The sequence below is a fragment of the Agrobacterium sp. 6Ca8 genome, from assembly GCF_055382765.1.
In genome coordinates this window covers 821,448-845,279 of the sequence record NZ_AP026434.1, presented here as the reverse complement: position 1 = coordinate 845,279, position 23,832 = coordinate 821,448, and the positions used below count along the sequence as shown (strand labels likewise).

Genomic DNA, 23,832 nt, shown 5'->3' with positions numbered 1-23,832 from the left:
GGCATCAATTCCGCTTGTCGCCGGCGTAATAGACCCACTTTTTCGAGGACCAGAAGGCCACGAGGGTCAGCACGGTGATGATGGTGAAAAGAACCCAGGCGATGGCGGAGGCATAGCCCATGTTGAACTTCTTGAAAGCCTCATCGTAAATATAGAGAGGCAGCAGATAGGTAGACTTCAACGGCCCGCCCTGGGTGATGATGTAAGGCCCGTTAAACTCCTGGAATGCCTGCACCATCTGCATGATCAGGTTGAAAAAGATGACCGGCGTCAGAAGCGGCAGGGTGATGAAGAAGAACGTCTTTACCTTGCCTGCGCCGTCGATTGCCGCTGCCTCATAAAGCGACTTGTCGATGGATTGCAGCGCGGCGAGAAAGATCACCATGGCCGAACCGAACTGCCAGCAGCGCAGCAGCGTAATTGTAAAAAGCGCATTGGCGGGATCGCCAAACCAGTCGACCGGCGACAAGCCGATTGCCGCCAGCGCCATGTTGGCCAGCCCTTCGCTGGCGAAGATGTAGCGCCACAGCACCGCAATCGCGATCGAACCGCCGAGGATGGACGGAACGTAAAAGGCGGTGCGGAAAAAATTGATGAATTGCAGCTTGTAATTGAGTATCGCTGCGATGAACAGCGCGAAGGCAAGCTTCAACGGCACCGTCAGAAACACATAAAACAGGGTGACGTTCAGGGATTTCATGAACGTGCGATCACGGGTGAAAAGCCGCTCGTAATTGGCCAGTCCCGCCCATGTGGGGTCACTCATCAGGTCGTAGCGGGTGAAGCTGAGATACAGGGAACCCAGAAACGGGATCGCCGTGAAAACCAGAAGTCCGATGATGTAGGGCGTCAGATATCCCAGCCCGAGGAAGCGATTAGATTTCATGACGCTCCTCCCCCACCCCGGAAAGGCGCGGATAACAGAATACAATTTCGTGCAAGTGATTCTCCCGGAACGGCTGACGGCGGGCGCATGATGGCGCGATTTCTCGCCGCAGCCGATCTCCTCCCTCATTGATACGGCGCGCATTAGCAGTTTGTGAGGTGACAAAACCAAATTTCCGAGCCAAGGTGAATTAACAAAGACGAGGAAAAAGATGGACGAAATCGAAGGTGGTATTCTCTCGTCCGTTCCGCCTGCGGCGCTCACGCTTAATCTCACGCGCGCCACGATCAAGATGGAGCACTCCCGCACCTGGCAGATCGACAAATCCAATCAGGTGGACGATCTCATTATCTGCCTGGAGGGTCGCGGGCATTATCTCGTGGACGGTGAAGCACGGGTGCTGGAGCCTGGCGACGCCATGCTGATTTTCAGGGGGCAGCATTTTATCGGCTGGAATGAACAGGCCGTCACCTATCGGGGAGTGGCACAGCATTTCACGTTGGATATTTACGGTCGTCACAACCTTGTCGCGCAGATGGACCTCAAGCCGAAACTTTCGCTGAGCCGCTGGCCGCTGCTGGAGCCGCTGGTGCGCCACTATCGGCAGAGCGCTCCGCCCTCCTCTGTCACGCTTGGCCAGCATCACCTGTTCATGGTGTTGCTGATCGCATTTATCGATGATGCATTTCTCGGATGGGTCGACCGTCCGAGTTTCCAGCCGGAAGGTGCCGAAGCCCTGGATCTGGCTGTCATGAAAGCGATCACGATGATTTCCGCCAATCCGCTCGACCCTGAAATCGCCGCAAGGGCGACCGACGCAGCCCCCTATAATCGCGACTATTTCCTGCGTGAGTTCCAGAAACGGGTGGGGCGCACGCCGAGGAAGTATCAGGAATTCAAACGCATGGAACGTGCCATGCATTTTCTTGAAGCCGGGCTTTCAGTTGCGGCTGCGGCGGCAGAAGTGGGTTATGGAGATCCCTATTATTTTTCGCGGATGTTCAAGCGCACATTGGGGTTGAGCCCCCGCGACCACATGAACAGGATACGCCGCAGCAGGCACGGCAATCTGATGGCGTTTGACGAGCACGAACAGCAGAGGCTGCTTGCCACCGAAATGCAAAAGGCCCCGGCATAGCGGGGCCTTCTTGCGATAAAGCTTTGGAACTACCGGAAAAGTGACGGCAACCAGAGTGAAAGCGACGGAATATAGGTGACGGCGAGCAGCACGGCTATGCTGGCGCCGAAGAACGGCCAGATCGTTCGCATCGCTTCCCGTATCGTTATGCCGCCAACCGCACATCCCACGAAGAGCACCGTTCCGACCGGCGGCGTATTGAGACCGATACCGGCGTTCAGGATCATCACGACACCGAAATGCACGGGATCGATGCCGAAGGCCTTCACGACAGGCAGAAGCACCGGCGTGGAAATGATGACCATGGGCGCCATATCCATGAAAGTGCCGAGTAAGAGCAGAATGACGTTGATGACCAGAAGCACGATAATCGGATTGTCCGAAATCGCGCTGATTGTCGCGATCATCAGTGTCTGTACCTGCAGAAACGCCATCAACCAGCCGAACGACGCAGCCGTGCCGATGACGAGCAGAACCATCGCTGTCGTACGAACCGCCCCCATCACCGCTTCCACGAAACCGCTCCAGTCCAGCTCACGATAGACAAGCATGGCAACAAGGAAAGCGTAGAGAACGGCAATGCAGGAGCTCTCCGTCGCGGTGAAGATACCCGAACGAACGCCGCCGAAGATGATGCCGATCAACAGAATGCCGGGAAAGGACGCCAGAAGATAATACATCAGCTTCGAAAAGCCGGGAAACGGCTCGGACGGGTAACCCTTGCGCCGCGCGACGATATAGGCGGTGACCATCAGGGCCGCAGCAAGCAGCAGGCCTGGAATGATGCCGGCGGTGAAGAGATCGGCCACCGAAACATTGCCACCCGCCGCGATCGAATAAAGTATCATATTGTGCGAAGGCGGGATCATCAGCGCGATGATGGCGGCGTTGACAGTGACGTTGACGGCGTAATCCCGGTCATAACCGCGCTTGGCCATTTGCGGGATCATCAGGCCACCAACGGCCGAGGCGTCGGCGACAGCCGAGCCGGAAATGCCGCCGAACAATGTCGAAGCGACGATGTTGACCTGCCCCAGACCGCCGCGCAGATGACCGACAAGACCGGCCGCAAAACGGATCAGACGATGAGCTATACCGCCGCGGACCATGAGGTCACCCGCGAAGATGAAGAACGGGATCGCCATCATCGCAAACACGTTCATGCCGGAGTTCATCTGCTGGAAGACCACGATAGGCGGCAGGCCGAGATAAAGAACGGTGGCGAAGGAGGCAATGCCGAGGCAGAACGCAATCGGCGTACCGATCAGCATCAGAAGGGTGAAGACACCGAAGAGGATTGTGTAAGCCATTTACGCGGCCTCCTGCACAAACACATCCGCCGCGATTTCCTCGCCGATGACGAGATCGATAAAGCGTTCGGCTGCAAACAGCGCGATCAGAAAACCGCCACCGATCAGCGGGAAGAAATCCATGCCGCCCGGCCATCCAAGAACAGGGATCGTCGCCGTCCATGTTCCGGCAGAGAGGACGGTTCCGTACCAGCACATGCCAACCCCGAAAAAGAAGATCAGTGCCAGACTGGTCAGGTCCATCGCCGCCTGTATGCGCGGCGGCATCATATAGCGCAGAATATCCAGCCCCAGATGCACGCTTTCACGCACGCCCACCGCCGCCCCCAGCATGATGAACCATGACATGAGGTGAAGCGACAGCGGCTCGGACCAACTTGGTGAATCATTCAGGATATAACGGGCAAACACCTGCCAGCCGACGATAAGGGTCATGGCGACCATGCCGACGCCGGCGATGTAAAGTGACGCACGGCTGAGCGCGCCGAGAAATGGGCGGATCGCCCGCATGAAGTTTCGCATTTGCCTTCCTCCTCCAACCTCAGACCAATGACGACAAAAGAAAACCGGCCCTGTTGCCAGAGCCGGTTTTCCCTATGTCACTTGACGGCTTTTACCCGCTCAAGAAGGTCTTTCATTTTCGGATCGGTGACGAACTTGTCGTAGACCGGCCCCATCGCGGCGGCGAACTCTTCCTTATTGACCTTGATGACGTTGGCGCCACCGGCGCGTACTTTTTCTTCCGAGGCCTTTTCGCGCGCACTCCACAATTCACGCATCTTGCCAACGGAATCCTTGGCTGCCTGACGCAGCAGCTTCTGATCTTCCGGCGACAGCTTGTCATAGGAAATCTTGGAGATGACGAGGATTTCCGGATTGAGGGAATGTTCCGTCAGCGAATAGTTCTTCGCCACTTCATAGTGACGGGCGGATTCGTAGGACGGCCAGTTGTTTTCCGCACCATCGACAACGCCTGTTTCAAGCGAGGAGTAAACCTCGCCCATCGGCATCGGCGTAGGGTTGGCGCCAAACGCCTGCATCATCGAGATCCACAGATCCGATTGCTGCACGCGGATTTTGAGGCCCTTCAGGTCCGCCAGTTTTTCGATGGGCTTCTTGGTTGTGTAGAAGGAACGCGCACCGGAATCGTAAAAGGCAAGACCGATCAGGCCGTGCGGTTCGAAAGCTGCCAGAACCTCATCGCCGATCGGGCCGTCTACGGTATTGTGCATGTGTTCCGTCGAACGGAACAGGAAAGGCAGGCCGAGAACGGTGGTTTCCTTGACGAGATTGTTGAAAGGCGCAGCGTTGACGCGGTTCATGTCGATGACGCCGAAGCGGGTCTGCTCGATGGTATCCTTCTCACCGCCGAGAACCGAATTGTTCATGACCTGCACCTTGATGCGGCCATTGGAGCGTTCCGACAGAAGTTCGCCCATATATTTCACGGCTTCAACCGTCGGATAACCGTCGGGATGAATATCGGCCGAGCGCAGGGTGATTTCCTGCGCCTTGGCGGAAACGCCTGACAGCGCGATCCCCATCGCGATGCACATCATGCTTGCAATCTTTTTCATTTCTTCCTCCTCCGTTGTAACAGCGGCCCCACCCCTCCAAGGCTAACGGACCGAATTTTTCACGCCCATCCGGGCCGGCATGCAAAGACCTTTCATCTGCAAAGGATGATGGGGACCTCCGTTTCCCCAACCATCCCGAATTGAAACTACACCGCCTTGAGTGGCGGCAGCTTGAACAGGGCTTCTGGATTTTCCACCAGCGCTCGGTGACGGGCCGCATCGTCCGGCAGCCAGCCGAGTGTGAGCTCCGCAAGGCGGGCATCATCCGGATAGGCAGCCGTCTCACGGACCGAATTGTGCGGCCAGTTCGTCCCCCAGACGATCCGCTCCGGCGCATGGGCAGCGATACGGCGCGAAAAGGCCGCAACATCTTCATAGGGCCAGGCGTCGCGCGAACTTTCATAAACACCGGCAAACTTGAACCAGAGATTGCCGCGATCGATGAGCTTCAAAAGTGCCGCCATTTCCGGGCCATCCGTGTCGATACCCCTGAAGAATTTTCCATGGTGGTCGAAGACCCAGCGCGAACGGATTTTTTCAAGGCGCGGCAAATGATCGAGAAGCCCATTGCCGTCGAATTGAACCGCCACCATCCAGTCGGCCGCATGGGCACGCTGATCCACCGCTTCCAGTTCCGATAGGTTCACCGCACCGCCCGGCAAATCCATGATACGGGCGCCCACGGCACCGGCAGCGGCAAGTCTTTCCATGTCCTTTTCAGTCGTCTTTTCATCGATAATCACCACCGCGCGGGCTGCCTCGCCCATTTCTGCCACGCAGGCCAGCGTGTTGCCGTTATCTCGCTGTTGGGCGTTGCCCTGGGTGATGATGACGCGGTCGATGCCGAGCCATTGCATGAGCTGGCGATAATCCTCAGGCCCCGGCAGCGCACCCGGCGGCAGGCCCGGCCCACCCGGCAAGGCTGGATAACCGGGCAGATACATATGCATCTGAGTATCGACCGCCCCTTTTGGGAACGCTGGCTGCGGCGGTGTCCCGCTTAGTTTTCTGACAAGTTCGCTCATGGCTGTGGCATCCTGAATTCAACGAGTGCGTCGCGGTTGATCTCGATGCCGAGACCGGGACCATCGGGAATGGCGACGACACCGTTCACCGCCTCTATCGGCTGTTGCAGCACGGCCTGACGGAACGGATTATGCGTCCGATCGAATTCCATGATCGGCTCGATGGGGTTTACCCGCACCGGATCGGGCACCATCGCGGCCATGAACTGCAGGGCAGCGGCGATCTGCACGCCCGTGCCCCACACATGCGGTACAATGCGCACGCCGTGCAGCGTGGCAAGCGTGGCAATCTTCTGCGTTTCGGAAAAGCCGCCGCAACCGCAGAGGTCTGGTTGGAGAATATCCACGGCACCGGCGGAAAGCGCCTGCCACATGCCGTAACGCCCGTGCCAGGTCTCGCCTCCCGCAACCGGGATTGGTTGGCCCGCCCGCACGCGAGCATAGGCATCGAGCTGCTCCGGAACCACCGGCTCCTCGAACCAGTCGATGCCGTATTCAGCCGCACGATTGCCGAGCGCGATGGCTTCGGTAACGGTATAGCCGTGATTGGCGTCGATCATCAGCCGCATATCCGGCCCGATCGCTTCGCGCACGGCGGCAATGACCGCAAGATCCTCCTCGATGCCGAAACCGATCTTGATCTTGCAGGCGTGAAAACCCTCTGCACGGCGCTCCGCCATCTCATTGGCATTGTCGGAGATACGGTCGACCCCATCACGCTTGAAGCTGCCGGTGGCATAGGCGCCCACGCTTTCGCGCCAGCGCCCGCCGAGCAGCATGGAGATGGAGGTGCCGTAATGCTTTCCCTTGATATCCCACAGCGCGATATCGATGCCGGACAGGGCGGTAATGCTGAGGCCGCGCTGGCCCTGGTCGCGCAGGGCATTGTAAAGCACAGCCCAGATCTTTTCGGTCTGGCGGGGATCCTGGCCAATAAGCCAACCGGAATAGGCCTGAACCACGGCGGCGTTCGGTCGCGCCGGCCCGAGGCATTCGCCCCAGCCGACTGTCCCGTCATCGCATTCGATTTCGACCAGAACGTGGGCACGCCGGTCAAAGCGCATGGATGCGCTTTCAAACGGCGTGGCCAGCCGATGTTCGAGCAGATGCGTGCGCACCGCTGTGATCTTCATCGTTCCCCTCCCGCTATACCTTGATCACACCTTGCGCTTGTGCGTGCCGATCAGGGCATCGAGCATGCCGATTTCCTCATTCGTCAGATCCTTCAGCGGCGAGCGCACCGGACCCGCATCAAAGCCCTGCAGGCGAACGCCAGCCTTGATGGCGGAGACAGCGTAACCCTTGGCGCGATTGCGGATCGCCATGAACGGATAGAAGAATTCCGTCAGGATGCGTTCGCAGGTGGCGCGCTCGCCGGCCCGCAGCGCCGCATAGAACTCGTTGGCAAGGCCCGGCACGAAGTTGAAGACGGCCGAGGAATAGGTGGTGAAACCGGCGCCGAGATAGGCTTCGGCAAAGAGTTCCGCCGTCGGCATGCCGCCGAGATACATCAGGCGGCCACCCATCTTGGCGGTGATCTGGCGAACGAGACCGATATCACCGGTGCCATCCTTGAAGCCGACGAGGTTCGGGCACTCATCGCAGAGACGCGCCAGCGTATCCGCCTGAAGCACCGAATTGTCGCGGTTATAAACCATGACGCCGATGCCGACCGACTGGCATATTTTCTTGATGTGCGCGTAAAGGCCTTCCTGCGGCGCATCAATGAGGTAATGCGGCAGAAGCAGGATGCCATCAGCACCGACTTTTTCCACCGAGCGTGCGATATCAACCGCAACTTCGGTGCCGTAGCCGCAGCCGGAAACGATTGCCGTTTCACCGGCCACTTCCTTGGCAGCCGAAACGATAGCAGGGATTTCATCCGGCTTCAGCGAGAAGAACTCGCCCGTACCGCCGGCGGCAAACAGCACCGGCGCCTTGTAACCGGCAAGCCATTCGACATGCGCCCTGTAGCTATCAGCCGCAAAACGACCCTCGGAATCAAAATGCGTTACCGGGAAGGAGAGCAGGCCGGAGCCAAGCGCCGCCTTGATTTGTTCAGGGTTCATAATCCGTATTCCTCTGCAAGTTCACTGACTGGAAGCCACCTAAACCGCTTGCCGCATATTTGTCAACAAGTCATCATACAAGTTATATGATGAATTTTGAAAACCGGCGCGCATTAGCGCGCCAGCCAGCCACCATCGACATTGAGGATGGCGCCATGCACGTAGTCGGCCGCCGGCGAGGCGAGGAAAACCGCCGCCCCGGCGATGTCTTCAGAATGCCCCCAGCGGCCTGCCGGGATGCGCTCCAGAATGGCCTTGTTGCGGGCAGCATCCGCCCGCAACGCCTCGGTATTGTTGGTTTCGATGTAACCGGGCGCTATGGCATTGACGTTGATGCCCTTCGCGGCCCACTCATTTGCCAGAAGCTTGGTCAGACCCGCAACGCCATGCTTCGCCGCAGTATAGGACGGTACGCGGATGCCGCCCTGAAACGACAGTAGCGAGGCGATATTGACTACCTTGCCCGGACGACCTTTCGCCAGCAATTCCTTGGCGAAGGCCTGCGTGGTGAAAAACAGCGCCTTGAGATTGACGTCCATCACCTCATCCCAGTCGAGCTCTGAAAACTCCACGGAATCGGCGCGGCGAATGATGCCGGCATTGTTGACGAGAATATCGAAACCGGCGTCGGCAAAGCTGTCCTTGGCGGCGAGTGGATCGGCAAAATCAATCGACAATGCGGCGGCCTTGCCGCCGTTCTTCGCGATCATGTCCAGCGTCTCGTCCGGCGCGCGGCGGGCGGCGCAGACAACTTCCGCGCCGGCCGCGGCGAGGCCGACGGCGATTGCTTGACCAAGCCCCGTATTGGCACCCGTCACCAGCGCCTTACGCCCTTGAAGCGAAAAGGGATTTTTCATTTCAGATCCCCCGGCTGGATGAAGTCCATGTCGGTATAATCGACATTGTCCCCAGCCATGGCCCAGATGAACGTGTAAGAGCCGATGCCAGCGCCGGAATGGATCGACCAGGGCGGAGAAATGGCACCCTCTTCGTTGGAAATGAAGAGATGCCGCGTTTCCTGCGGCTCACCCATCAGGTGCAGAACGCGCGACTTTTCATCCATGCCGAAATAGAGATAGGCCTCCATGCGGCGATCATGAATATGCGACGGAATGGTGTTCCAGACGGAGCCGTCCTCTAGCGTCGTATAGCCGAGCACCAACTGGCAGCTTTCCATGACCAGCGGGTGGATGAACTGGTTGATTGTGCGCTTGTTGGAGGTCTCGGTCGCACCAAGCTTGACCTCCTTGCTGTCGGCAAGGCTGACGAGCTTTGCCGGCAGGCTGCGATGCGCCGGGCATGAAGTGATGTAGAACCGGCCCGCGCCATCGAAAGTTACCGCACCGCTTCCCGCACCGAGATACAGAACGTCGCCACGATTGAGCGTATACGTCTCGCCACCAGCGTTGACGGTGCCGGTGTCGCCGATATTGACGATTCCCATCTCGCGCCTGTCAAGGAACGACGGCGTCTTGGTTTCCTCGACCTTGTCCAGCATCAGCGGGGCACCATCAGGCACCGCGCCGCCCATGACGAAACGGTCGTAATGGGTATAGATCAGCCTGATTTCGCCGGAACGGAACATGTCGTTGGCGAGGAAATGCTTGCGAAGCCCATCGGTATCGAGCGTTTTTGCATATTCCGGGTTGACGGCCTGCCTTGTTTCGACGGTCAGCATCAAACTCATCCTTCATGATTGTTGCGTATAGGACATAATATATGTTATCCGCTTTTTGTACGATCTGTATGACAAGGTCAAGAGGAACCTGGATATCTCGACCACGCCGGAGACGTTGAATGGGGTTTCCCCCAGCCTCGATGATCCGCAGTCCATTCGTTTAGGGAGAATTGCAATGAAACGGCTTCTTGTTACCGGTGCGGCTGGCCAGCTCGGCCGCGTCATGCGCAAGCGCCTCGCACCTATGGCCGAGATATTGCGTCTTGCCGATCTTTCGCCGCTCGATCCTGCCGGGCCGAACGAGGAATGCGTGCAATGCGATCTGGCCGACGCCAGCGCCGTCGATGCGATGGTCGCCGATTGTGACGGCATCGTCCATCTTGGCGGCATATCGGTGGAGCGGCCTTTCGAGCAGATCCTTCACGGTAATATCATCGGGCTTTATAACCTCTATGAGGCGGCCCGCGCCCATGGGCAGCCGCGAATCGTCTTCGCCAGCTCCAATCACACGATCGGTTATTATTCCCAGACAGAGCGGCTTGGCCCCAACGTTCCCTTCCGGCCGGACGGTCTTTACGGCGTGTCCAAATGTTTCGGCGAAAGCCTCGCCCGCATGTATTTCGAAAAATTCGGCCAGGAAACGGCGCTGGTCCGCATCGGCTCCTGCACGCCGGAACCGCAAAATCACCGCATGTTGTCGACCTGGTTTTCGCAGGATGATTTCGTATCGCTGATCGAGGCGGTTTTCCGCGCGCCGGTGCTCGGCTGCCCGGTCATCTGGGGCGCATCGGCCAATGACGCGGGCTGGTGGGACAATTCCCACCTCGGCTGGCTTGGCTGGAAACCGAAGGACAACGCCGAGACTTTCCGGCAGCACATTGCCGAGACAACACCGCAACCAGACCCTAAAGATGCGGTGGCGCGTTTTCAGGGCGGCGTTTTCATCGACAATCCGATCTTCAAGGCGACGTGAAATGCCATTCGGGACCGACAGGCATGATAACCGGTCTTTCCTGCGCGTGCAGCGGGATTGCAAGCCGGACCGCGAATGACGTATCGAGGAATACCGGACGCTAACCTGCACCCTTTTTTAGAACGGCGATGACAATGACAAAAGCGATAACCTCCGAACCGGCAGCTCCGCAAGCCAAGACGCTTGTGGTGAAGGTTTCCGAGGAGCTCCGCAGCCAGATCGCCAAGGGCCGTTATAAGACAGGCGAGCGCCTGCCTTCCGAAGCGCAGATGACGCAGGAATTCGGCGTAAGCCGCACCGTGGTGCGCGAGGCCATCGCCTCACTGAGGTCCGACGGGCTGGTCGAGCCGCGTCAGGGTGCGGGCGTCTTCGTGCTGGAGCCAGCGCCTGTCGAGCGACGGCCGTTCCATAATGTCGATCTTGCCCGCGTCTCGTCCCTGATCGAAATGCTCGAACTGCGCACCGCCGTGGAAGGTGATGCCGCCGGTCTTGCGGCCGTTCGCCGCTCCCCGGCGCAGGAGGAGAAAATCATCGAAGCCTTCGATGCCTTCCGCGCCAGCGCCGCCAAGGGAATTCCGACAGCAGAGGCCGACTTCGCTTTTCACCTGGCCGTTGCCGACGCAACCAACAATCCGCGCTTCAGCGAGTTTCTACAGGTGCTTGGCCCAACGCTCATTCCGCGCCGCGCCGTTGCCGAAAACGGCAAGGAAACCGTGCTTTCGCCCGCTGACCTCAACCGGCTTGTCGGTGAGCACGAAGCGATCCTGATTGCTATACAGGACGGCGACGAAGAGGCGGCAAGAAGCGCCATGCGCCACCACCTGAAAAGCAGCCAGACGCGTTACCGCGCCATGCTGCGCGCGCCGCGCTGAATTTCAAGCTTGAACGACATCGCATGACCGAGGAGAACGACATGCAGCAGCTTCCGACATTCCCCACCGTTTCACCCGACGATGGTGTTGAACGCACCGTGCTTTCCGAAGCGCCGGAGCTGATGGTGGTTTCGTTCCGCTTCAAGACCGGCGCCGAAGGCAAGCTGCACAACCATCCGCATGTGCAATCCACCTATGTCGCCAGCGGCAGCTTCCGCTTTTACCGCGATGGCGAAGCCTACGACCTGCAGAAAGGCGACAGCCTCATCATTCCCGGCCATGTCGAGCACGGCTGCCTCTGCCTGGAAGAGGGCGAACTGATCGACTGCTTCACCCCTCGCCGCGACGACTTTCTCTGAACCTGGCCGGCCTCAGGCCAGGGACAAATCCCGCAGGGTGCGTGGCAGGCTGTTCATGCACTCTGCCCCTGCTGTGGTAACGAGAAACTGGTCCTCGATCATCAGCGCGCCCAGACCTTCGCCGTAAAACGGCGCTTCAAGTGCCACGACCATGCCGGGAAGAATGACCTCCTCATTGTCATGGGAAAAGAACGGCCATTCCTCGATGCCTACGCCGCCGCCGACGGAATGGCCGAAGTGACCGCGATAATATTCGCTGAATCCGTCTTTGCGCATCGAAGCCAGCATGGCGGCGTGCACCGCACCGAATGTATTGCCGGGACGAATCGCTTCCAGCCCGCTGGCAAAAGCTGCCTCCAGCGCTTTGAAAATATTGGCCGCGAGCGGAGAGACCGCACCCCATGAAAACGTCCGCGCGCCATCCGACGAATAACCATCGACCAGCGTGCCAACATCGGCCTTGATCAGGGCACCGGGCGCGACGACCGCCGTCATATCCGACAGGACCGGACCGACCGATATATAGTCCCAATGGCCGCTCAGCGAAAAACCCGACTTCAAGGCATGCGACTGAGCGCCGGCTTTCCACGCGTTGGAAAGCTGGCTGAGCGCCACGCCCGGCCGCACGGCCGCCGCCATCTCGACCAGCCCGGCCTCAGCGGCCGCTGCGGCCCGCCTGAGAAGTTCAATCTCGCGAACGGATTTCACCGCACGCAGACGTTTCAGCACTGTCGAACCATCAACCCAGGTCACAGCGGGCGTCGCCTCACGAAGAGCCGAAAAATCGGCGGCGGGCATGAATTCGAGATCGGCACCGATGCGCGCCGCAGACAGCCCGCGTTCCTGCAGAAGGTCGGCCAGCAAAACAAAGCAGGCGGCGCGATCGAATGTCTCCGGCCTCTGTCCGCCGGAATTGTTTCGGCGATAGACACCGTCTACCTGCGAGACGTTTTCGACACCCGACATATCGACCATATCGATCCAGATGCGATGCCGGCGCAGATCGACATCAGGCGCGGCCTTCTCGACAAGAGGTGCGGCGTGATCGCTGACGACGGCGGCAAGCCCGGACGCAGCATCGGCTGGGACAAGCGCAATCGCCGACCCCGCCCTGCCCCACATCGTCGCAACACCGGCATTTGCTCCAACCGCATAACGGAAGGCTTCGGGCTGGAAAAGCACCAGCGCATCCATGCCCGCCTCACCCATCAACTGCTGCGCACGGCCTCGATCGATATCGCCCATAAGAACCCCGGTAGATTGTTTCACCCGCCGTGTTTTCAGGCGGGCGCAATAATATCAAGATCCCGATTTATCAGCGGCTGCTGAGAGAAAGAAGCAGGAAAACAAGATAAGGTAGGAGGTTGGGGATAGTCCTCCTATAAAACAGTGCTTTAGCACCACCACAGCATCCGCATTCCGTCACCCTGACGAGGTCGGGGGTCCAGCACGGTCAATTCCTTCATTGCAAAAGGCTCCGGCCACGGCGCTGACACACCGTGGCTGGATGCCGGGTCAAGCCCGGCATGACGCAGGAGAGGTAGCCGACTTTATCATCCATCCGGAGACCGCGGAAAACCCGCCGCCTCGTGTCGCGTCACGCCTCCAGCCACTTAACCTGCTCAGCCGTCAGCTTGATATCCAGCGCAGAAAGGCTGTCCTCCAGTTCGGCAATGGTGCGCGGCCCGATCAGCGGAATGACCGGGAAAGGCTGGGCGATGACATAAGCGAGCGCGATGTGGATCGGATGGCGGCCAAGTTTCCGGGCAAGCTCGATCGCCCGGTCGCGGCGGTCGAAGTTGCGGTCGGAATACCAGACGCGGACGATTTCCTCGTCATCCCGCTTGTCCCGCCCCGCCCGGTCGGTGAAGAAGCCGCGCCCCTGGCTCGACCAGGCGAAATTCGGGATCTGGCGGGATTGGAGCCATGCCTTCCACTCATCGTCCGATGCCGCCACACACCCCGCCCAGATGGGATCGAGCATCTCGGCAAGTGAGAAATTGTTGGAAAGTGCGCCCGGCGCCTGCTTGCCGTTCTCTTGCGCATAGGCGGTGGCCTCGTCCATACGCTCGCGCGTCCAGTTCGATCCGCCAAAAATGCCCCGAATGCGACCACGCCGGACTTCGGCATCCATAGCATCGACAAATTCGCCGACCGGCACGTCGGGATTGTCACGATGCATGAAATAGACATCGACATAATCCGTCTTCAGACGCTCCAGCGACTGGTTGAGCTGCTTGGCGATCATGTCCGGATAGCAGAGCGGCGAATGCGCGCCTTTGCCGATCAGCACGATTTCTTCGCGCGGCACGTTGCGGCTGGTGTGCCAGTCACCGAATATGGCTTCCGTCTTGCCGCCGCCATAGACATAAGCTGTATCGAACAGATTGCCGCCCGCCTCATAAAAGGCATCGAGCGTCAGGGACGCGGAGGCGAAATTGGGGAAGAACTCGAAACCGAGCGCAACCACCGAAGCGGGTTTGGTGAGGCCGGGTATCTGCCGCTTCGGAACCGCATTGCCTGCCACGACCTTGCCACCGGCAATATTCGTGATGCGAGAGGTTGCTTTTTCGACGCTGTATTCCAAGCCAACGGCGGCACGCCACTGGTCCATGACACGTAGATTGCCGAGACTGTCGGCCCAGCCCATGCCGGGCGCGCCGAATTCCTGCTTGCCCTGCCTTATCGCCTCACCTGCCGCATCGACTTCGAAGGAATAGAGCCAGCGGTCTTCCGGCAATTCGATGGTTTCGACCTTGTCGCCCCTGAAAATATCGATCCGGCCGGTGCCACCCTTGTGGCCGGCGGCGAACCAGAAATCCTTGACTTCGATACGGCCTTCCGAGCCGATGATGCGCAGCACATTGTCCTGGCCTGCCATGATCGAGCAGGAGACTTCGGCAACGATACCGTTCGAAAATTTCAGAACGGCCGAAGCCCATTCATCGACGCCCGACTGGCCGAGATGGGCCGCACCTACAATCTTTTCGGGTTCAGCAAAGGGTTTTTCATCGACTGCACCGGCAATCAGCCGCACCATGGATACGGGATAACCGCCGACATCGAGAATGCCGCCGCCTGCCGTCTCATTGGAAAACAGACGATGATCGGCACGGAAAGACCCCATGTTGAAACCGAAACTGGAGCGGATGATGCGGATATCGCCAACGGCGCGGTTCCTGATCAACTCCACCAGTTTTGCCGTCTGCGGATGCAGGCGGTACATATAGGCCTCGCCCGCAAAGACATCAGCTTTTTTCGCTTCGTGGAAAATGGCGTCGGCGTCATAGGCGGAAAGCGCGATGGGCTTTTCCACCAGCACGTTTTTGCCCGCACGGATCGCCTTGATCGCCCATTCCGCATGGCCGGTATGGGGCGTGGCGATATAGACGGCGTCGATATGGGGATCGGAAAGCAGCGCATCGTAACCGTGGATGATGCGCGCGCCTGGAAAGGCGTCAGCAAGGCCGGGCTTGTCCGGATTGCGGGTGGCGATAGCCTCGAGCTTACCCGTGCGGGAATGGGCAATGCCGTCCGCAAAGGTCTTGGCGATGGTGCCCGGGCCGATAATGCCCCAGCGGATCGGTTGGTCGGTCGTCATGAAATCCTCGTCTTGACTTGCGTGCTTGGGAAAGGGTTCAGCGCAGGCGATTGCCCTGACTGTCGAAAAGAAATGCCTTGCGGGCGGAAAGACCGACCGTCAGCCGGTCACGATTGGCGACGTCTCGCGATTCCGGCCGCTCGATGACGAGTTGCTCACCGCCTTCCGTACGGGCATAGACATAGCTGGTATTGCCGAGGTGCTCGGCGACATCGACGTGAACGGTGAGATCGGCATCGCCCTGCCCAACATCGGCAAAATGTTCAGGCCGGATACCGAGCGAGACCTTGCTTCCCTCATCGAGCCGGTCCTTGATCGGCAGGGTCAGCCGCACGGCAGGATCGCTGTCGAGCGACAGCGTAACGCTTTGTCCACCTGTACCGATGACGGTAGCCTCCAGAAAATTCATCTTCGGCGAACCGACGAAACCGGCAACGAAACGGTTGGCGGGGTCGTCATAAAGATCGAGCGGGGCACCGACCTGTTCGATATTTCCCGCCCTCAAAACCACGATCTTGTCGGCCAGCGTCATCGCCTCGGTCTGGTCGTGGGTGACATAGATCATCGTGGTGCCAAGCTGCTTGTGCAGCCGCGAGATTTCCACCCGCATCTGCACCCGAAGTTCCGCATCGAGGTTCGACAAGGGCTCGTCGAACAGAAAGACCTGCGGTTCGCGCACGATGGCGCGGCCGATGGCGACACGCTGCCGCTGCCCGCCGGAAAGCTGCTTTGGCCGGCGTTCCATCAACTCGTTGATCTGCAGGATTTCGGCGGCGCGGCTGACACGCTTTTCCGTATCAGCCCTGGGATTACCGTTCATCCTCAGGCCGAAGGACAGGTTTTCGGCAACCGTCATGTGCGGATAAAGCGCATAGGATTGAAACACCATGGCGATGCCGCGATCGGCCGGATCGGCATCGTTGACCGTTCTGCCGCCGATATTGATATCGCCGTCCGATATATCCTCCAGCCCCGCGATCATACGCAGAAGCGTTGATTTGCCACAGCCGGACGGGCCGACGAAGACCACGAACTCGCCATCGGCAATATCGAGATCTGCACCATGGATGACTTTCAGCGCACCGTAGCGCTTGACGACATTCTTGAGCGAAAGTTCCGCCATGCGGTCTCTCCCCTTACTTGACTGCCCCGGCGGAAATGCCGGCGATGAAGTGGCGCTGCAAAGCCACGAAAACGATGAGAATGGGTGCGGTGAGCAGAACTGCACCGGCCATGATGCCGCCCCATGACACTTTGGTGAGCCCGATGAGGGTGCCAAGTGCCACGGGTGCGGTCATCATTTCCGGGCGGGAGTTGATCAGCAGCGGCCAGAGATAATTATTCCAGGAAGCGAGGAAGAGGATGATCGACAGCGCCGCCATGGTGGGGCGCGCCAATGGCAGGGCAATGCGCAGGAATATCTGCCATTCCTTGACGCCCTCGACCCTTGCCGCATCGAAAAGCTCCGTTGGCATCATGGAAAAGGATTGCCGCATGAACAGCACGCCGAGCGAGTTAAACAGTGGCGGCACGATGAGTGCCACCCAGGTGTTGGCGAGCTTGAATTCGCGCGCCACCATGATGAATTGGGGAATGACGACAACTGCAAAAGGCAAGGTGATGGTGCCGAGAATGATGGCAATCACCACCGAGCGTCCGGCAAAACGATAGCGCGCCAGCGCCCAGCCAGCCATGGAGGTCAGAAACACCGAGAGAACCGTATAGATGACCGCAACGGTGATCGATATGAAAATCGCCCGCAGAAAGTTGGTATCCGCCTGAAGGTTTTTGAAGTTCTCGATGAAATTGGTGGACGGGACGAGCACGATGTCGGGGCTGAAAATGCCAAAATCAAGCATTGTCGATAACACGAACATCATCCACAGCGGAAATAGCCAGATGAGGGCAAGCGGCGTCAGCGTCGCATGCAGCGCGATCTTCTGCCAGAGAAGCGATCTGGATTTCGATCTCATTTCGGCTCCCTCCCGACCCAGAGATTAAGAAGCGAAATGGCGATGGCGAGCGCCGCCATGGTGTACGCGATGGCCGAGGCGTAGCCGAAATTGAGCGAAGTGAAGCCCTGCCGGTAAAGGAACAGGCCCAGCGTTTCCGTACCGCCGCCCGGCCCACCCCTGTTGGTGATGAGGAAAGGTTCGGCAAAAAGCTGCATGGTGCCGATGACGGACAGGACCACGCAGAAAAGGATGATGGGTTTCAACAGCGGCAGTGTGATGTGGAAGAACTGCTGCCGCTTGTTCACCTTGTCCAGTGTCGCCGCCTCATAGACATCGCCGGGAATGGATTGCAGGCCGGCCAGAATGATGATGGCGTTATACCCCGCCCAGCGCCATGTGACGGCGATGATGACCAGCGCCATGGCCGCATTGGCATTGTCGAACCACGAGATGGGCGAAAGGCCAACGGAAGTGATGAGCTTGTTGATGATGCCGAAATCGGCACTGAACATCAGCCGGAAGACTGCCGCATAAGCGACTTCTCCGACGACGACGGGTGCGAAGAAGGCAAAACGGTAAAGCGGGCGCACCTTCAACAGTGGCGAGTTCAGAAGTACCGCCATGACGGTCGCAAGCGCGATCATGACAGGCACCTGAATGACCAGAATGATCAGCGTATTGTAGAGCGCGTTATAGAACGCCGGATCGGAGACCAGCCTCCCCCAGTTCATGGAGGGCGCAAACCGCCAGGGATTGATGCGGGTGTTCTGAAACGACAGCATGAACGAGCTAACGATCGGCCAGACCCAGAACGTCGCGAAAATCAGAAGATAGGGCGCAAGGAACGCATAAGCGATCCTGTTCCTTGACGGCATGACGACCTCCAGATGCGATGGTTGGAAAGCTTGGAGAGGCCGGTCCTGCTAAACTGCAAGGCCGGCCATCCGAGAGCTTCATTCCGCGACCGGCAGCCCCGTGGCCGTTTCGATCTGCTTTGCGGCATCGTCGAGAGCTGCTTTCGCATCGGGATAACCACCCGCGAAATATTTGGTCTGCGTCGCCTTGTAGATCGCATCTGCATCCGACTGGAACGCGGTGCCACGGCTGGGCACGATTTTCGGCAAAGTCGCCAGAATATCGGTCCAGACCGCCTGCCCACCCCAATAGGGCTGCTTTTCCTTGACGAAAGGATCATCGATGGCGGAGAGAAGCGAGGGAACGAGGCCGAAGGACTTCAGCATCGTCACCTGCCCCTCATTGGTGGTCAGCGCGTAGTCGATGTACTTCCAGGCGGCTTCCTTGTGCTTGGACGCCGAACTTATCGCCAGCGAAGAGCCACCGAGATTGGCTGCATGCGGACCGTCAGGCGTAAGGCTCGGCATCATATAGACACCCCACTTGCCCGAAAGACCGGGAGAGCCGGAGCGAACCGTGCCTTCATACCAGGCGCCATACATCTGGCTCGCGGCCTTGCCGGCAGTATTGGCCTGAATCTTCTCATCCCAGATCGCAGCCGTGATGATGCCGGCATCCTTCATCTGCTTGATCTTTTCAAGCGTCGCGACACAGGCAGGTTTGTTGATGGTGATGTTCTGGCCGTCGGTCGAAAAGTAACCGCATCCCTGCTCGTTGGCGATCATGCGGAACCACTCGCTGTCGCCGTTGAAATCGGCCTGCGCCATCACGGTACCGGGATTGGCGGCCATGACCTTCTTGCCAGCCGCGATGAAATCATCCCAGCTTTTGATGGTGGCCGGATCGACAGCAGCCTTTTCGTAGAAATCGCGCCGGTAAAAAACGGCCACCGGACCCGAATCCCAAGGCACCGCATAAGCTACGCCATCGACCTCCAGTTCTGTGCGCTTAAAGTCAGGAAAAAGCGCCTGTTTTTCAGGCGTATAGCCAAGTGCAGTCAAATCCGTGAAACAATCCGGGAACCGGCTCCAGAACAGTTCCGCCTCGAAATTTTCGACCGTTACAATATCCGGGAGGCCGTCGCCACCCGCTGCGCAAGCCGCCAGCGTCTTGTCGAAAACCTGATCGTTTCCAAGGTCTTCAACAACAATCTTGATGTCAGGATTTTGCTTGTTGAACCCTTCGACAGTGGATTTAAGCGCCGATGCGGCGACATTCCAGCTCCAGATGGTTAAGGTCTCGGATTGCGCCATTACCGGTGCCGCAAGGAGCACCAGAGCCGTCGACGCGCCAAGAAATTTAAAGCACATTGAAAACCTCCCTTTTTTCAATTGCCGTTCTTTAGCGAACATGGGCACATTACCGGCGGCAGGAAATCTGTCTCGTACAAAGGGAACATCGATTTGGCGGAAAGTAAGATTGCGGAAAGAGCCTTCTACCAGCCGGGTGCAAGCAGCATCGAAGGCATGCCGACCACGCTCCAGCTTTTTTACAACCACCCGCCCATCATGCTCAGGCCGCACTGGCATGCGCAGGTGGAGGTGAACTATGTGATGTCGGGATCCGTACATTACCGGATGGGCGACCACGACCTTTCGCTCGATGCCGGCCAGATGTGCATTTTCTGGGGCGGCCAGCCGCACCAGATGGACCGTTCCTCCGATGATTCGATTTATGCGGGCGCGCATCTGCCGCTCGTCCATTTTTTCCGCATGCGGCTGCCGGCTGCGGTTTCCAGCCTGCTGATGGGCGGCGCAACGATGGTGAGTGCGCAGACGGACCGGGCCGACGAGGAAAATTTCGGCCGCTGGTTCCGTTACGTCACTTCGGGTGATCCGGCCAAGGCGCAGCACGCGGTGGAGGAATTGCTGCTGCGGGTGGAGCGCATGTTCCTCGAGCCCTATACCGTCATATCCTCCGCCGTCAGCGGCAAACGGGAAGAGAACGACGAGAGCATGGCGCCCTCAATCGGCGTGGTGCGCATGTGCGATTTCATTGCCGCCAATTTTCTAGACGACATCGACGCGACCGAAATTGCCCGCGCCGCCTCGCTTCATCCGAAATATGCGATGAACCTGTTTCGCAAATCCACCGGCATGACGCTGATCAAATACCTGACCTTGCTCAGGCTTTCCCGCGCCCAGGCGATGCTGATGAACGGCAAGGACAATATTTTGCAGATTGCCATGGAAAGCGGCTTCGGCTCCGTCAGCGCCTTCAACAAGGCGTTTCGTCAGATCGCCGGCATGTCGCCTTCCGATTTCCGCCGCGATATGCGCGCGACGGCGGCTTAATTTTCCGCCTCTTCAAAATCGGAGTAGCCGGCACTGCGCTGACCTGCCGCCTTGCGATAGGCGCGGGGCGAATTGCCGAGCATTCGCCGGAACATGGTGGTGAAAGCCGGAATATTTTCATAACCGGCATCCAGCGCCACATTGGTCACCGCCTCGCCCGCGGCAAGCCTCGGCAAAGACGCAAAAATGCAGGCCTGCTGACGCCAGGTGACAAAACTCACCCCCAACTCTTTACGAAATAACCGCGTAAAGGAGCGCCGGCTCATGCCCATGGCGGCGGCCCAGTCATCGATTTCCACTCTGGCCACAGGCTTTTTCAGGAACTCGCGGCAAAGACCGGCAAGACGCTGATTATCGGGAAAGGGTAATCCCAGCGGGCGTTCCGGCAGACGGTTGACCTCATCAAGCAGAAGCGCCCGCACCAGTCCCTGCCGGTGAAAAGCGGCAGGTTGCAACTCCTCGCCCAGCAATTCCGAAATCAGGCTGGAGGCAAGGGCGGTAATTTCCACCACCCTTGGGGCCCCGGCTTGAAACAGATCGGGGTGAACGTAGATCGAATGCATCTCCACCGTTGAGATGATCTCAGCCTCGTGTTTCAGCCCGGCTGGAATGATAAGCCCGTGACCGGGCGGTATCATCCAGCGCCCGGCGGCGGTGCTGACCAGCACGACGCCCTGGCGTGCGCACCATATCTGCACCCGGCCATGGCTGTGGACCGGGGTACGGTGTCCTGTCGGATAGGCACGGTGAAGCGCCAGCACCGGCTCGTTGGTGCCGTCGATCAATTTCAGGCTGCGCTCATGGTCGTCATCCGCCAGACGGGCGGGTTTTAGCGATTTGATTTTTGCCATTTGGCCCATTCACAAAGAAACTCGTCCAGAACACGAAAGCAGGCCAGAAACAATATGAATAAAAGCGGGAAGAAATAAAGACACGTTTCCCGTCTCTCGCGGGGAATCTGGAGAGGATACATCATGGCCACCGTCACCAGCACCGGGTTCAGCCCGCAACGCACGGCGTTTTCAATCATTGCAGCCGCCAGCTTCTGCCACATGCTCAACGACATCATGCAATCGCTACTGACGTCGCTTTATCCGCTGCTGAAGGCCAATTATGCGCTCGACTTCATGCAGATCGGACTGCTCACCTTCGCCTTTCAGGTCACGGCATCGCTGTTGCAGCCGGTCGTCGGCATGGTGACCGATCGCTGGCCCATGCCTTTCTCCCTGCCAGTCGCCATGCTCTCGACCTGTGCCGGCCTCATCACGCTCGCATTCGCTCACAGCTTCGAGGTGCTCGTGATCGGCGCCTGCCTGATCGGTGTCGGCTCGGCGATCTTCCATCCGGAAGCGTCCCGCGTTGCCCGTCTGGCATCCGGTGGTCGCCACGGTCTGGCACAGTCCTTCTTCCAGGTTGGTGGCAATACAGGCACGGCCATCGGCCCGCTGCTGGCCGCCTTCATCGTCATCCCGTTCGGTCAAGCCAGCCTCAGCTGGTTCTCACTGATCGCGCTGATGGGCTTTGCCGTCTTGTCCTGGGTCGGCGTCTGGTATACCCGCCACCGCCGCGCGAATGTCGGCAAAGCTCCGGCCAGCCGCGCACTTCCGCTGGCACGCGGCACCGTGATGATGACGCTTGCCGTGCTGGTGGTTTTGACCGCCACCAAGAACGCCTATCTCGCCAGCCTTTCCAGCTATTTCACCTTCTACACCATCGAGAAGTTCGGGCTGGGCGTGCAGGATGCGCAGGTTCTGCTGTTCCTCTTCCTTGGCGCTTCTGCGGCGGGCGTTTTCTTCGGTGGCCCGATCGGCGACCGCTTCGGCTCGCGCGTCGTCATCTGGTTCTCGATCCTCGGCGTCATTCCCTTCGCGCTGATGCTGCCCTATGCGAACCTGTTCTGGACGACCGTTCTCGTCGTCGTCATCGGCTTCGTCTTCTCCTCCGCCTTCTCGGCAATCGTCGTGTTCGCGCAGGAACTGGTACCCGGGCGCGTTGGTCTCATCGCCGGCATGTTCTTCGGTTTCGCCTTTGGCTTCGGTGGCATCGGAGCCGCGGTTCTCGGGATCTATGCGGATAAGGAAGGCATCGAGTTCGTCTATCGCATCTGCTCCTACCTGCCGCTGCTCGGCCTGTTGACGGTGCTTTTGCCAAAGTTGCCGAGCCACCGGTAAAGACCCTACGCTCTCAAGCGTTTCGTGACGGCAGTCACCTGTGATAATCACGGTGACTGCCGTAATTCGTTGAGCGAAGACCAGCCACATGCAGATACCGATAAAATCGATCCTCGTCTTTCATGCTGCGGCAAGGGCGGGCAGCATTTCGCGGGCGGCGGAAGAGCTGAGCGTTACGCCTTCAGCCGTTTCCCAGCAGATCCAGTTGCTGGAAGGCCAGCTTGGCACGACGCTGATGGCGCGGACCGGCCGCAAGGTGACGCTGACGGAGGCGGGCGAGCGGTACTTCTCGATGATCACTGCACAGATCGAGCAGATCAGCGATGCCACCGACAGTATTCGCGGCTTCCGCTCGGTGACCACGCTGACAATCAGGGCAACACCGACCATTTCCAACAAATGGCTGCTGCCGCGTCTCGGCTCCTTTCTGGAGGAGCATCCCGAATTGGAAGTGCGCCTCGACGGCACCAACGAGCCGACCGATTTTTCGCAGGAGCTTGTCGACATAGAGCTGCGCCATGGCGATGGCCGCTGGCCGGGCCTGTTTGTGGAAGGGCTCGTGGAGGAGGAGTTCCTGCCGGTCTGTTCACCGGACATGCCCGGTGCCGGTACATTCCTGCCTGAAGATTTGCAGAACCAGCGGCTTATCCACTCGGTCAAGGCGCAGGCGCAATGGAACCACTGGTTCCCGCTTTCCGGCGTGACGGCTGAAAAGCGCTGGCGTCGCGTTCTGTTCGATCGCAGCCACATGGCCATCGACGCCGCCGTTCTGGGCATCGGCGTGGCGCTGGAAAGCACCTTGATGATGGAGCGGGAACTGCAACGCGGAATGCTGATCCCGGCCGTGGCCGATGCGCCCCGCATCAAGCTCGTCACGCAATGGATCGTTTGCCCGCATTCCCACCTGCGTCAGAGAAAAGTGACGCTGTTTCTGGAGTGGATGCGAAAACAACGCGACGAGTGGCGTGCCCGTCGCGTTGTCTGATGCTTCAGGCTTCCTGTTTCAGTC

The 23,832-nt window shown here is 59.0% G+C and carries 23 protein-coding genes; 7 read left to right on the top strand and 16 right to left on the bottom strand.

The genetic code is table 11. The features are described 5' to 3' along the window. Positions 1-4 precede the first annotated feature (4 nt). Positions 5-886 carry a carbohydrate ABC transporter permease gene (locus ACZ5A6_RS18040; RefSeq protein WP_003517909.1) on the bottom strand — a complete coding sequence of 294 codons (882 nt, stop codon included), beginning with the start codon at positions 884-886 and terminating at the stop codon, positions 5-7. A gap of 211 nt (positions 887-1,097) precedes the next feature. On the opposite strand from ACZ5A6_RS18040, the gene ACZ5A6_RS18035 reads away from it, so the two are divergent. After that, a complete protein-coding gene (locus tag ACZ5A6_RS18035; protein WP_019566472.1) occupies positions 1,098-2,024 on the top strand; it encodes an AraC family transcriptional regulator in 927 nt (308 codons plus the stop codon). A 29-nt stretch (positions 2,025-2,053) separates the two neighbouring features. Here the strand turns inward: ACZ5A6_RS18035 and ACZ5A6_RS18030 are convergent, their stop codons facing one another. The 8 genes from ACZ5A6_RS18030 to kduI all read right to left on the bottom strand — a co-directional run bounded on the left by ACZ5A6_RS18030 (position 2,054) and on the right by kduI (position 9,683). Next, complete coding sequence (locus ACZ5A6_RS18030) at positions 2,054-3,334, bottom strand: TRAP transporter large permease (protein WP_003517912.1); 1,281 nt, start codon at positions 3,332-3,334, stop codon at positions 2,054-2,056. Then, positions 3,335-3,856 (bottom strand): TRAP transporter small permease, encoded by a 522-nt coding sequence (locus ACZ5A6_RS18025; protein ID WP_013761414.1) that lies wholly within the window; start codon positions 3,854-3,856, stop codon positions 3,335-3,337. 77 nt (positions 3,857-3,933) lie between these two features. Continuing rightward, positions 3,934-4,911, bottom strand: a complete 978-nt coding sequence (locus ACZ5A6_RS18020; RefSeq protein ID WP_003517915.1) for a TRAP transporter substrate-binding protein — start codon at positions 4,909-4,911, stop codon at positions 3,934-3,936. 146 nt (positions 4,912-5,057) lie between these two features. Next, positions 5,058-5,936 carry an amidohydrolase family protein gene (locus ACZ5A6_RS18015; protein ID WP_013761415.1) on the bottom strand — a complete coding sequence of 293 codons (879 nt, stop codon included), beginning with the start codon at positions 5,934-5,936 and terminating at the stop codon, positions 5,058-5,060. Continuing rightward, positions 5,933-7,069, bottom strand: a complete 1,137-nt coding sequence (locus tag ACZ5A6_RS18010; protein ID WP_464111223.1) for a D-galactarolactone cycloisomerase — start codon at positions 7,067-7,069, stop codon at positions 5,933-5,935. The genes ACZ5A6_RS18015 and ACZ5A6_RS18010 overlap by 4 nt, the downstream gene beginning before the upstream one ends. 24 nt (positions 7,070-7,093) lie before the next feature. Continuing rightward, positions 7,094-8,005 carry a 5-dehydro-4-deoxyglucarate dehydratase gene (kdgD, locus tag ACZ5A6_RS18005; RefSeq protein WP_464111222.1) on the bottom strand — a complete coding sequence of 304 codons (912 nt, stop codon included), beginning with the start codon at positions 8,003-8,005 and terminating at the stop codon, positions 7,094-7,096. A 113-nt stretch (positions 8,006-8,118) separates the two neighbouring features. After that, entirely contained in the window at positions 8,119-8,862 is a 744-nt protein-coding gene (gene kduD, locus ACZ5A6_RS18000; RefSeq protein ID WP_003517922.1) for a 2-dehydro-3-deoxy-D-gluconate 5-dehydrogenase KduD, read from the bottom strand. Beyond that, a complete protein-coding gene (gene kduI / locus ACZ5A6_RS17995; RefSeq protein ID WP_003517924.1) occupies positions 8,859-9,683 on the bottom strand; it encodes a 5-dehydro-4-deoxy-D-glucuronate isomerase in 825 nt (274 codons plus the stop codon). Before kduI ends, kduD begins: the two co-directional genes overlap by 4 nt. Before the next feature lie 175 nt (positions 9,684-9,858). Here kduI and ACZ5A6_RS17990 point away from each other — a divergent pair, with 175 nt between their 5' ends. From ACZ5A6_RS17990 to ACZ5A6_RS17980, 3 genes are all read left to right on the top strand, one after another. Further along, a complete protein-coding gene (locus tag ACZ5A6_RS17990) occupies positions 9,859-10,656 on the top strand; it encodes an NAD-dependent epimerase/dehydratase family protein (RefSeq protein WP_065705287.1) in 798 nt (265 codons plus the stop codon). 134 nt (positions 10,657-10,790) lie between these two features. After that, entirely contained in the window at positions 10,791-11,528 is a 738-nt protein-coding gene (locus tag ACZ5A6_RS17985; protein WP_003517927.1) for a FadR/GntR family transcriptional regulator, read from the top strand. A gap of 41 nt (positions 11,529-11,569) precedes the next feature. Further along, positions 11,570-11,887: a cupin domain-containing protein gene (locus ACZ5A6_RS17980; RefSeq protein ID WP_003517929.1), complete on the top strand. Its 318-nt coding sequence runs from the start codon at positions 11,570-11,572 to the stop codon at positions 11,885-11,887. Positions 11,888-11,899: 12 nt separating this feature from the next. On the opposite strand, the gene ACZ5A6_RS17975 is transcribed toward ACZ5A6_RS17980, so the two are convergent. The 6 genes from ACZ5A6_RS17975 to ACZ5A6_RS17950 form a co-directional block, all read right to left on the bottom strand. Continuing rightward, the gene (locus ACZ5A6_RS17975) at positions 11,900-13,132 is read right to left on the bottom strand and encodes a M24 family metallopeptidase (RefSeq protein WP_464111221.1); all 1,233 of its coding nucleotides are present in this window, start codon (positions 13,130-13,132) and stop codon (positions 11,900-11,902) included. A gap of 352 nt (positions 13,133-13,484) precedes the next feature. Further along, positions 13,485-15,488, bottom strand: coding sequence for an aldo/keto reductase (locus tag ACZ5A6_RS17970; protein ID WP_112361008.1), 2,004 nt, complete (start codon positions 15,486-15,488; stop codon positions 13,485-13,487). A gap of 37 nt (positions 15,489-15,525) precedes the next feature. Then, positions 15,526-16,611, bottom strand: a complete 1,086-nt coding sequence (locus tag ACZ5A6_RS17965; protein WP_421611899.1) for an ABC transporter ATP-binding protein — start codon at positions 16,609-16,611, stop codon at positions 15,526-15,528. A gap of 13 nt (positions 16,612-16,624) precedes the next feature. Then, a complete protein-coding gene (locus tag ACZ5A6_RS17960) occupies positions 16,625-17,461 on the bottom strand; it encodes a carbohydrate ABC transporter permease (protein ID WP_464111220.1) in 837 nt (278 codons plus the stop codon). After that, on the bottom strand, positions 17,458-18,318 hold the full coding sequence (locus ACZ5A6_RS17955; protein ID WP_013761426.1) for a carbohydrate ABC transporter permease: 861 nt from the start codon (positions 18,316-18,318) through the stop codon (positions 17,458-17,460). Before ACZ5A6_RS17955 ends, ACZ5A6_RS17960 begins: the two co-directional genes overlap by 4 nt. A gap of 78 nt (positions 18,319-18,396) precedes the next feature. Next, the gene (locus tag ACZ5A6_RS17950; protein ID WP_035199351.1) at positions 18,397-19,668 is read right to left on the bottom strand and encodes an ABC transporter substrate-binding protein; all 1,272 of its coding nucleotides are present in this window, start codon (positions 19,666-19,668) and stop codon (positions 18,397-18,399) included. A gap of 93 nt (positions 19,669-19,761) precedes the next feature. Here ACZ5A6_RS17950 and ACZ5A6_RS17945 point away from each other — a divergent pair, with 93 nt between their 5' ends. Next, positions 19,762-20,652 (top strand): helix-turn-helix domain-containing protein, encoded by an 891-nt coding sequence (locus ACZ5A6_RS17945; RefSeq protein WP_013761428.1) that lies wholly within the window; start codon positions 19,762-19,764, stop codon positions 20,650-20,652. Here ACZ5A6_RS17945 and ACZ5A6_RS17940 read toward each other — a convergent pair. Beyond that, positions 20,649-21,503, bottom strand: coding sequence for an AraC family transcriptional regulator (locus ACZ5A6_RS17940; RefSeq protein WP_013761429.1), 855 nt, complete (start codon positions 21,501-21,503; stop codon positions 20,649-20,651). The two genes, ACZ5A6_RS17945 and ACZ5A6_RS17940, sit on opposite strands and share 4 nt — an antisense overlap. Before the next feature lie 123 nt (positions 21,504-21,626). Between ACZ5A6_RS17940 and ACZ5A6_RS17935 the strand changes: the two genes are divergently transcribed. Both ACZ5A6_RS17935 and ACZ5A6_RS17930 read left to right on the top strand, forming a co-directional pair. Then, positions 21,627-22,823: an MFS transporter gene (locus tag ACZ5A6_RS17935; protein WP_003517947.1), complete on the top strand. Its 1,197-nt coding sequence runs from the start codon at positions 21,627-21,629 to the stop codon at positions 22,821-22,823. 88 nt (positions 22,824-22,911) lie between these two features. Then, positions 22,912-23,808: a LysR substrate-binding domain-containing protein gene (locus ACZ5A6_RS17930; protein WP_025595931.1), complete on the top strand. Its 897-nt coding sequence runs from the start codon at positions 22,912-22,914 to the stop codon at positions 23,806-23,808. Positions 23,809-23,832 lie beyond the last annotated feature (24 nt).

Excerpts from the sequence above, each read along its gene's own strand:
- ACZ5A6_RS17960 (WP_464111220.1), bottom strand. The coding sequence starts at position 17,461 with ATGAGATCGAAATCCAGATCGCTTCTCTGGCAGAAGATCGCGCTGCAT.
- ACZ5A6_RS18015 (WP_013761415.1), bottom strand. The coding sequence starts at position 5,936 with ATGAGCGAACTTGTCAGAAAACTAAGCGGGACACCGCCGCAGCCAGCG.
- ACZ5A6_RS17980 (WP_003517929.1), top strand. The coding sequence starts at position 11,570 with ATGCAGCAGCTTCCGACATTCCCCACCGTTTCACCCGACGATGGTGTT.
- ACZ5A6_RS17930 (WP_025595931.1), top strand. The coding sequence starts at position 22,912 with ATGCAGATACCGATAAAATCGATCCTCGTCTTTCATGCTGCGGCAAGG.
- ACZ5A6_RS18020 (WP_003517915.1), bottom strand. The coding sequence starts at position 4,911 with ATGAAAAAGATTGCAAGCATGATGTGCATCGCGATGGGGATCGCGCTG.
- ACZ5A6_RS17965 (WP_421611899.1), bottom strand. The coding sequence starts at position 16,611 with ATGGCGGAACTTTCGCTCAAGAATGTCGTCAAGCGCTACGGTGCGCTG.
- kdgD (WP_464111222.1), bottom strand. The coding sequence starts at position 8,005 with ATGAACCCTGAACAAATCAAGGCGGCGCTTGGCTCCGGCCTGCTCTCC.
- ACZ5A6_RS17950 (WP_035199351.1), bottom strand. The coding sequence starts at position 19,668 with ATGTGCTTTAAATTTCTTGGCGCGTCGACGGCTCTGGTGCTCCTTGCG.
- ACZ5A6_RS17935 (WP_003517947.1), top strand. The coding sequence starts at position 21,627 with ATGGCCACCGTCACCAGCACCGGGTTCAGCCCGCAACGCACGGCGTTT.
- ACZ5A6_RS18025 (WP_013761414.1), bottom strand. The coding sequence starts at position 3,856 with ATGCGAAACTTCATGCGGGCGATCCGCCCATTTCTCGGCGCGCTCAGC.
- kduD (WP_003517922.1), bottom strand. The coding sequence starts at position 8,862 with ATGAAAAATCCCTTTTCGCTTCAAGGGCGTAAGGCGCTGGTGACGGGT.
- ACZ5A6_RS18040 (WP_003517909.1), bottom strand. The coding sequence starts at position 886 with ATGAAATCTAATCGCTTCCTCGGGCTGGGATATCTGACGCCCTACATC.
- ACZ5A6_RS17985 (WP_003517927.1), top strand. The coding sequence starts at position 10,791 with ATGACAAAAGCGATAACCTCCGAACCGGCAGCTCCGCAAGCCAAGACG.
- ACZ5A6_RS17955 (WP_013761426.1), bottom strand. The coding sequence starts at position 18,318 with ATGCCGTCAAGGAACAGGATCGCTTATGCGTTCCTTGCGCCCTATCTT.
- kduI (WP_003517924.1), bottom strand. The coding sequence starts at position 9,683 with ATGCTGACCGTCGAAACAAGGCAGGCCGTCAACCCGGAATATGCAAAA.
- ACZ5A6_RS17975 (WP_464111221.1), bottom strand. The coding sequence starts at position 13,132 with ATGGGCGATATCGATCGAGGCCGTGCGCAGCAGTTGATGGGTGAGGCG.
- ACZ5A6_RS17990 (WP_065705287.1), top strand. The coding sequence starts at position 9,859 with ATGAAACGGCTTCTTGTTACCGGTGCGGCTGGCCAGCTCGGCCGCGTC.
- ACZ5A6_RS17940 (WP_013761429.1), bottom strand. The coding sequence starts at position 21,503 with ATGGCAAAAATCAAATCGCTAAAACCCGCCCGTCTGGCGGATGACGAC.
- ACZ5A6_RS17970 (WP_112361008.1), bottom strand. The coding sequence starts at position 15,488 with ATGACGACCGACCAACCGATCCGCTGGGGCATTATCGGCCCGGGCACC.
- ACZ5A6_RS18010 (WP_464111223.1), bottom strand. The coding sequence starts at position 7,069 with ATGAAGATCACAGCGGTGCGCACGCATCTGCTCGAACATCGGCTGGCC.
- ACZ5A6_RS18030 (WP_003517912.1), bottom strand. The coding sequence starts at position 3,334 with ATGGCTTACACAATCCTCTTCGGTGTCTTCACCCTTCTGATGCTGATC.
- ACZ5A6_RS18035 (WP_019566472.1), top strand. The coding sequence starts at position 1,098 with ATGGACGAAATCGAAGGTGGTATTCTCTCGTCCGTTCCGCCTGCGGCG.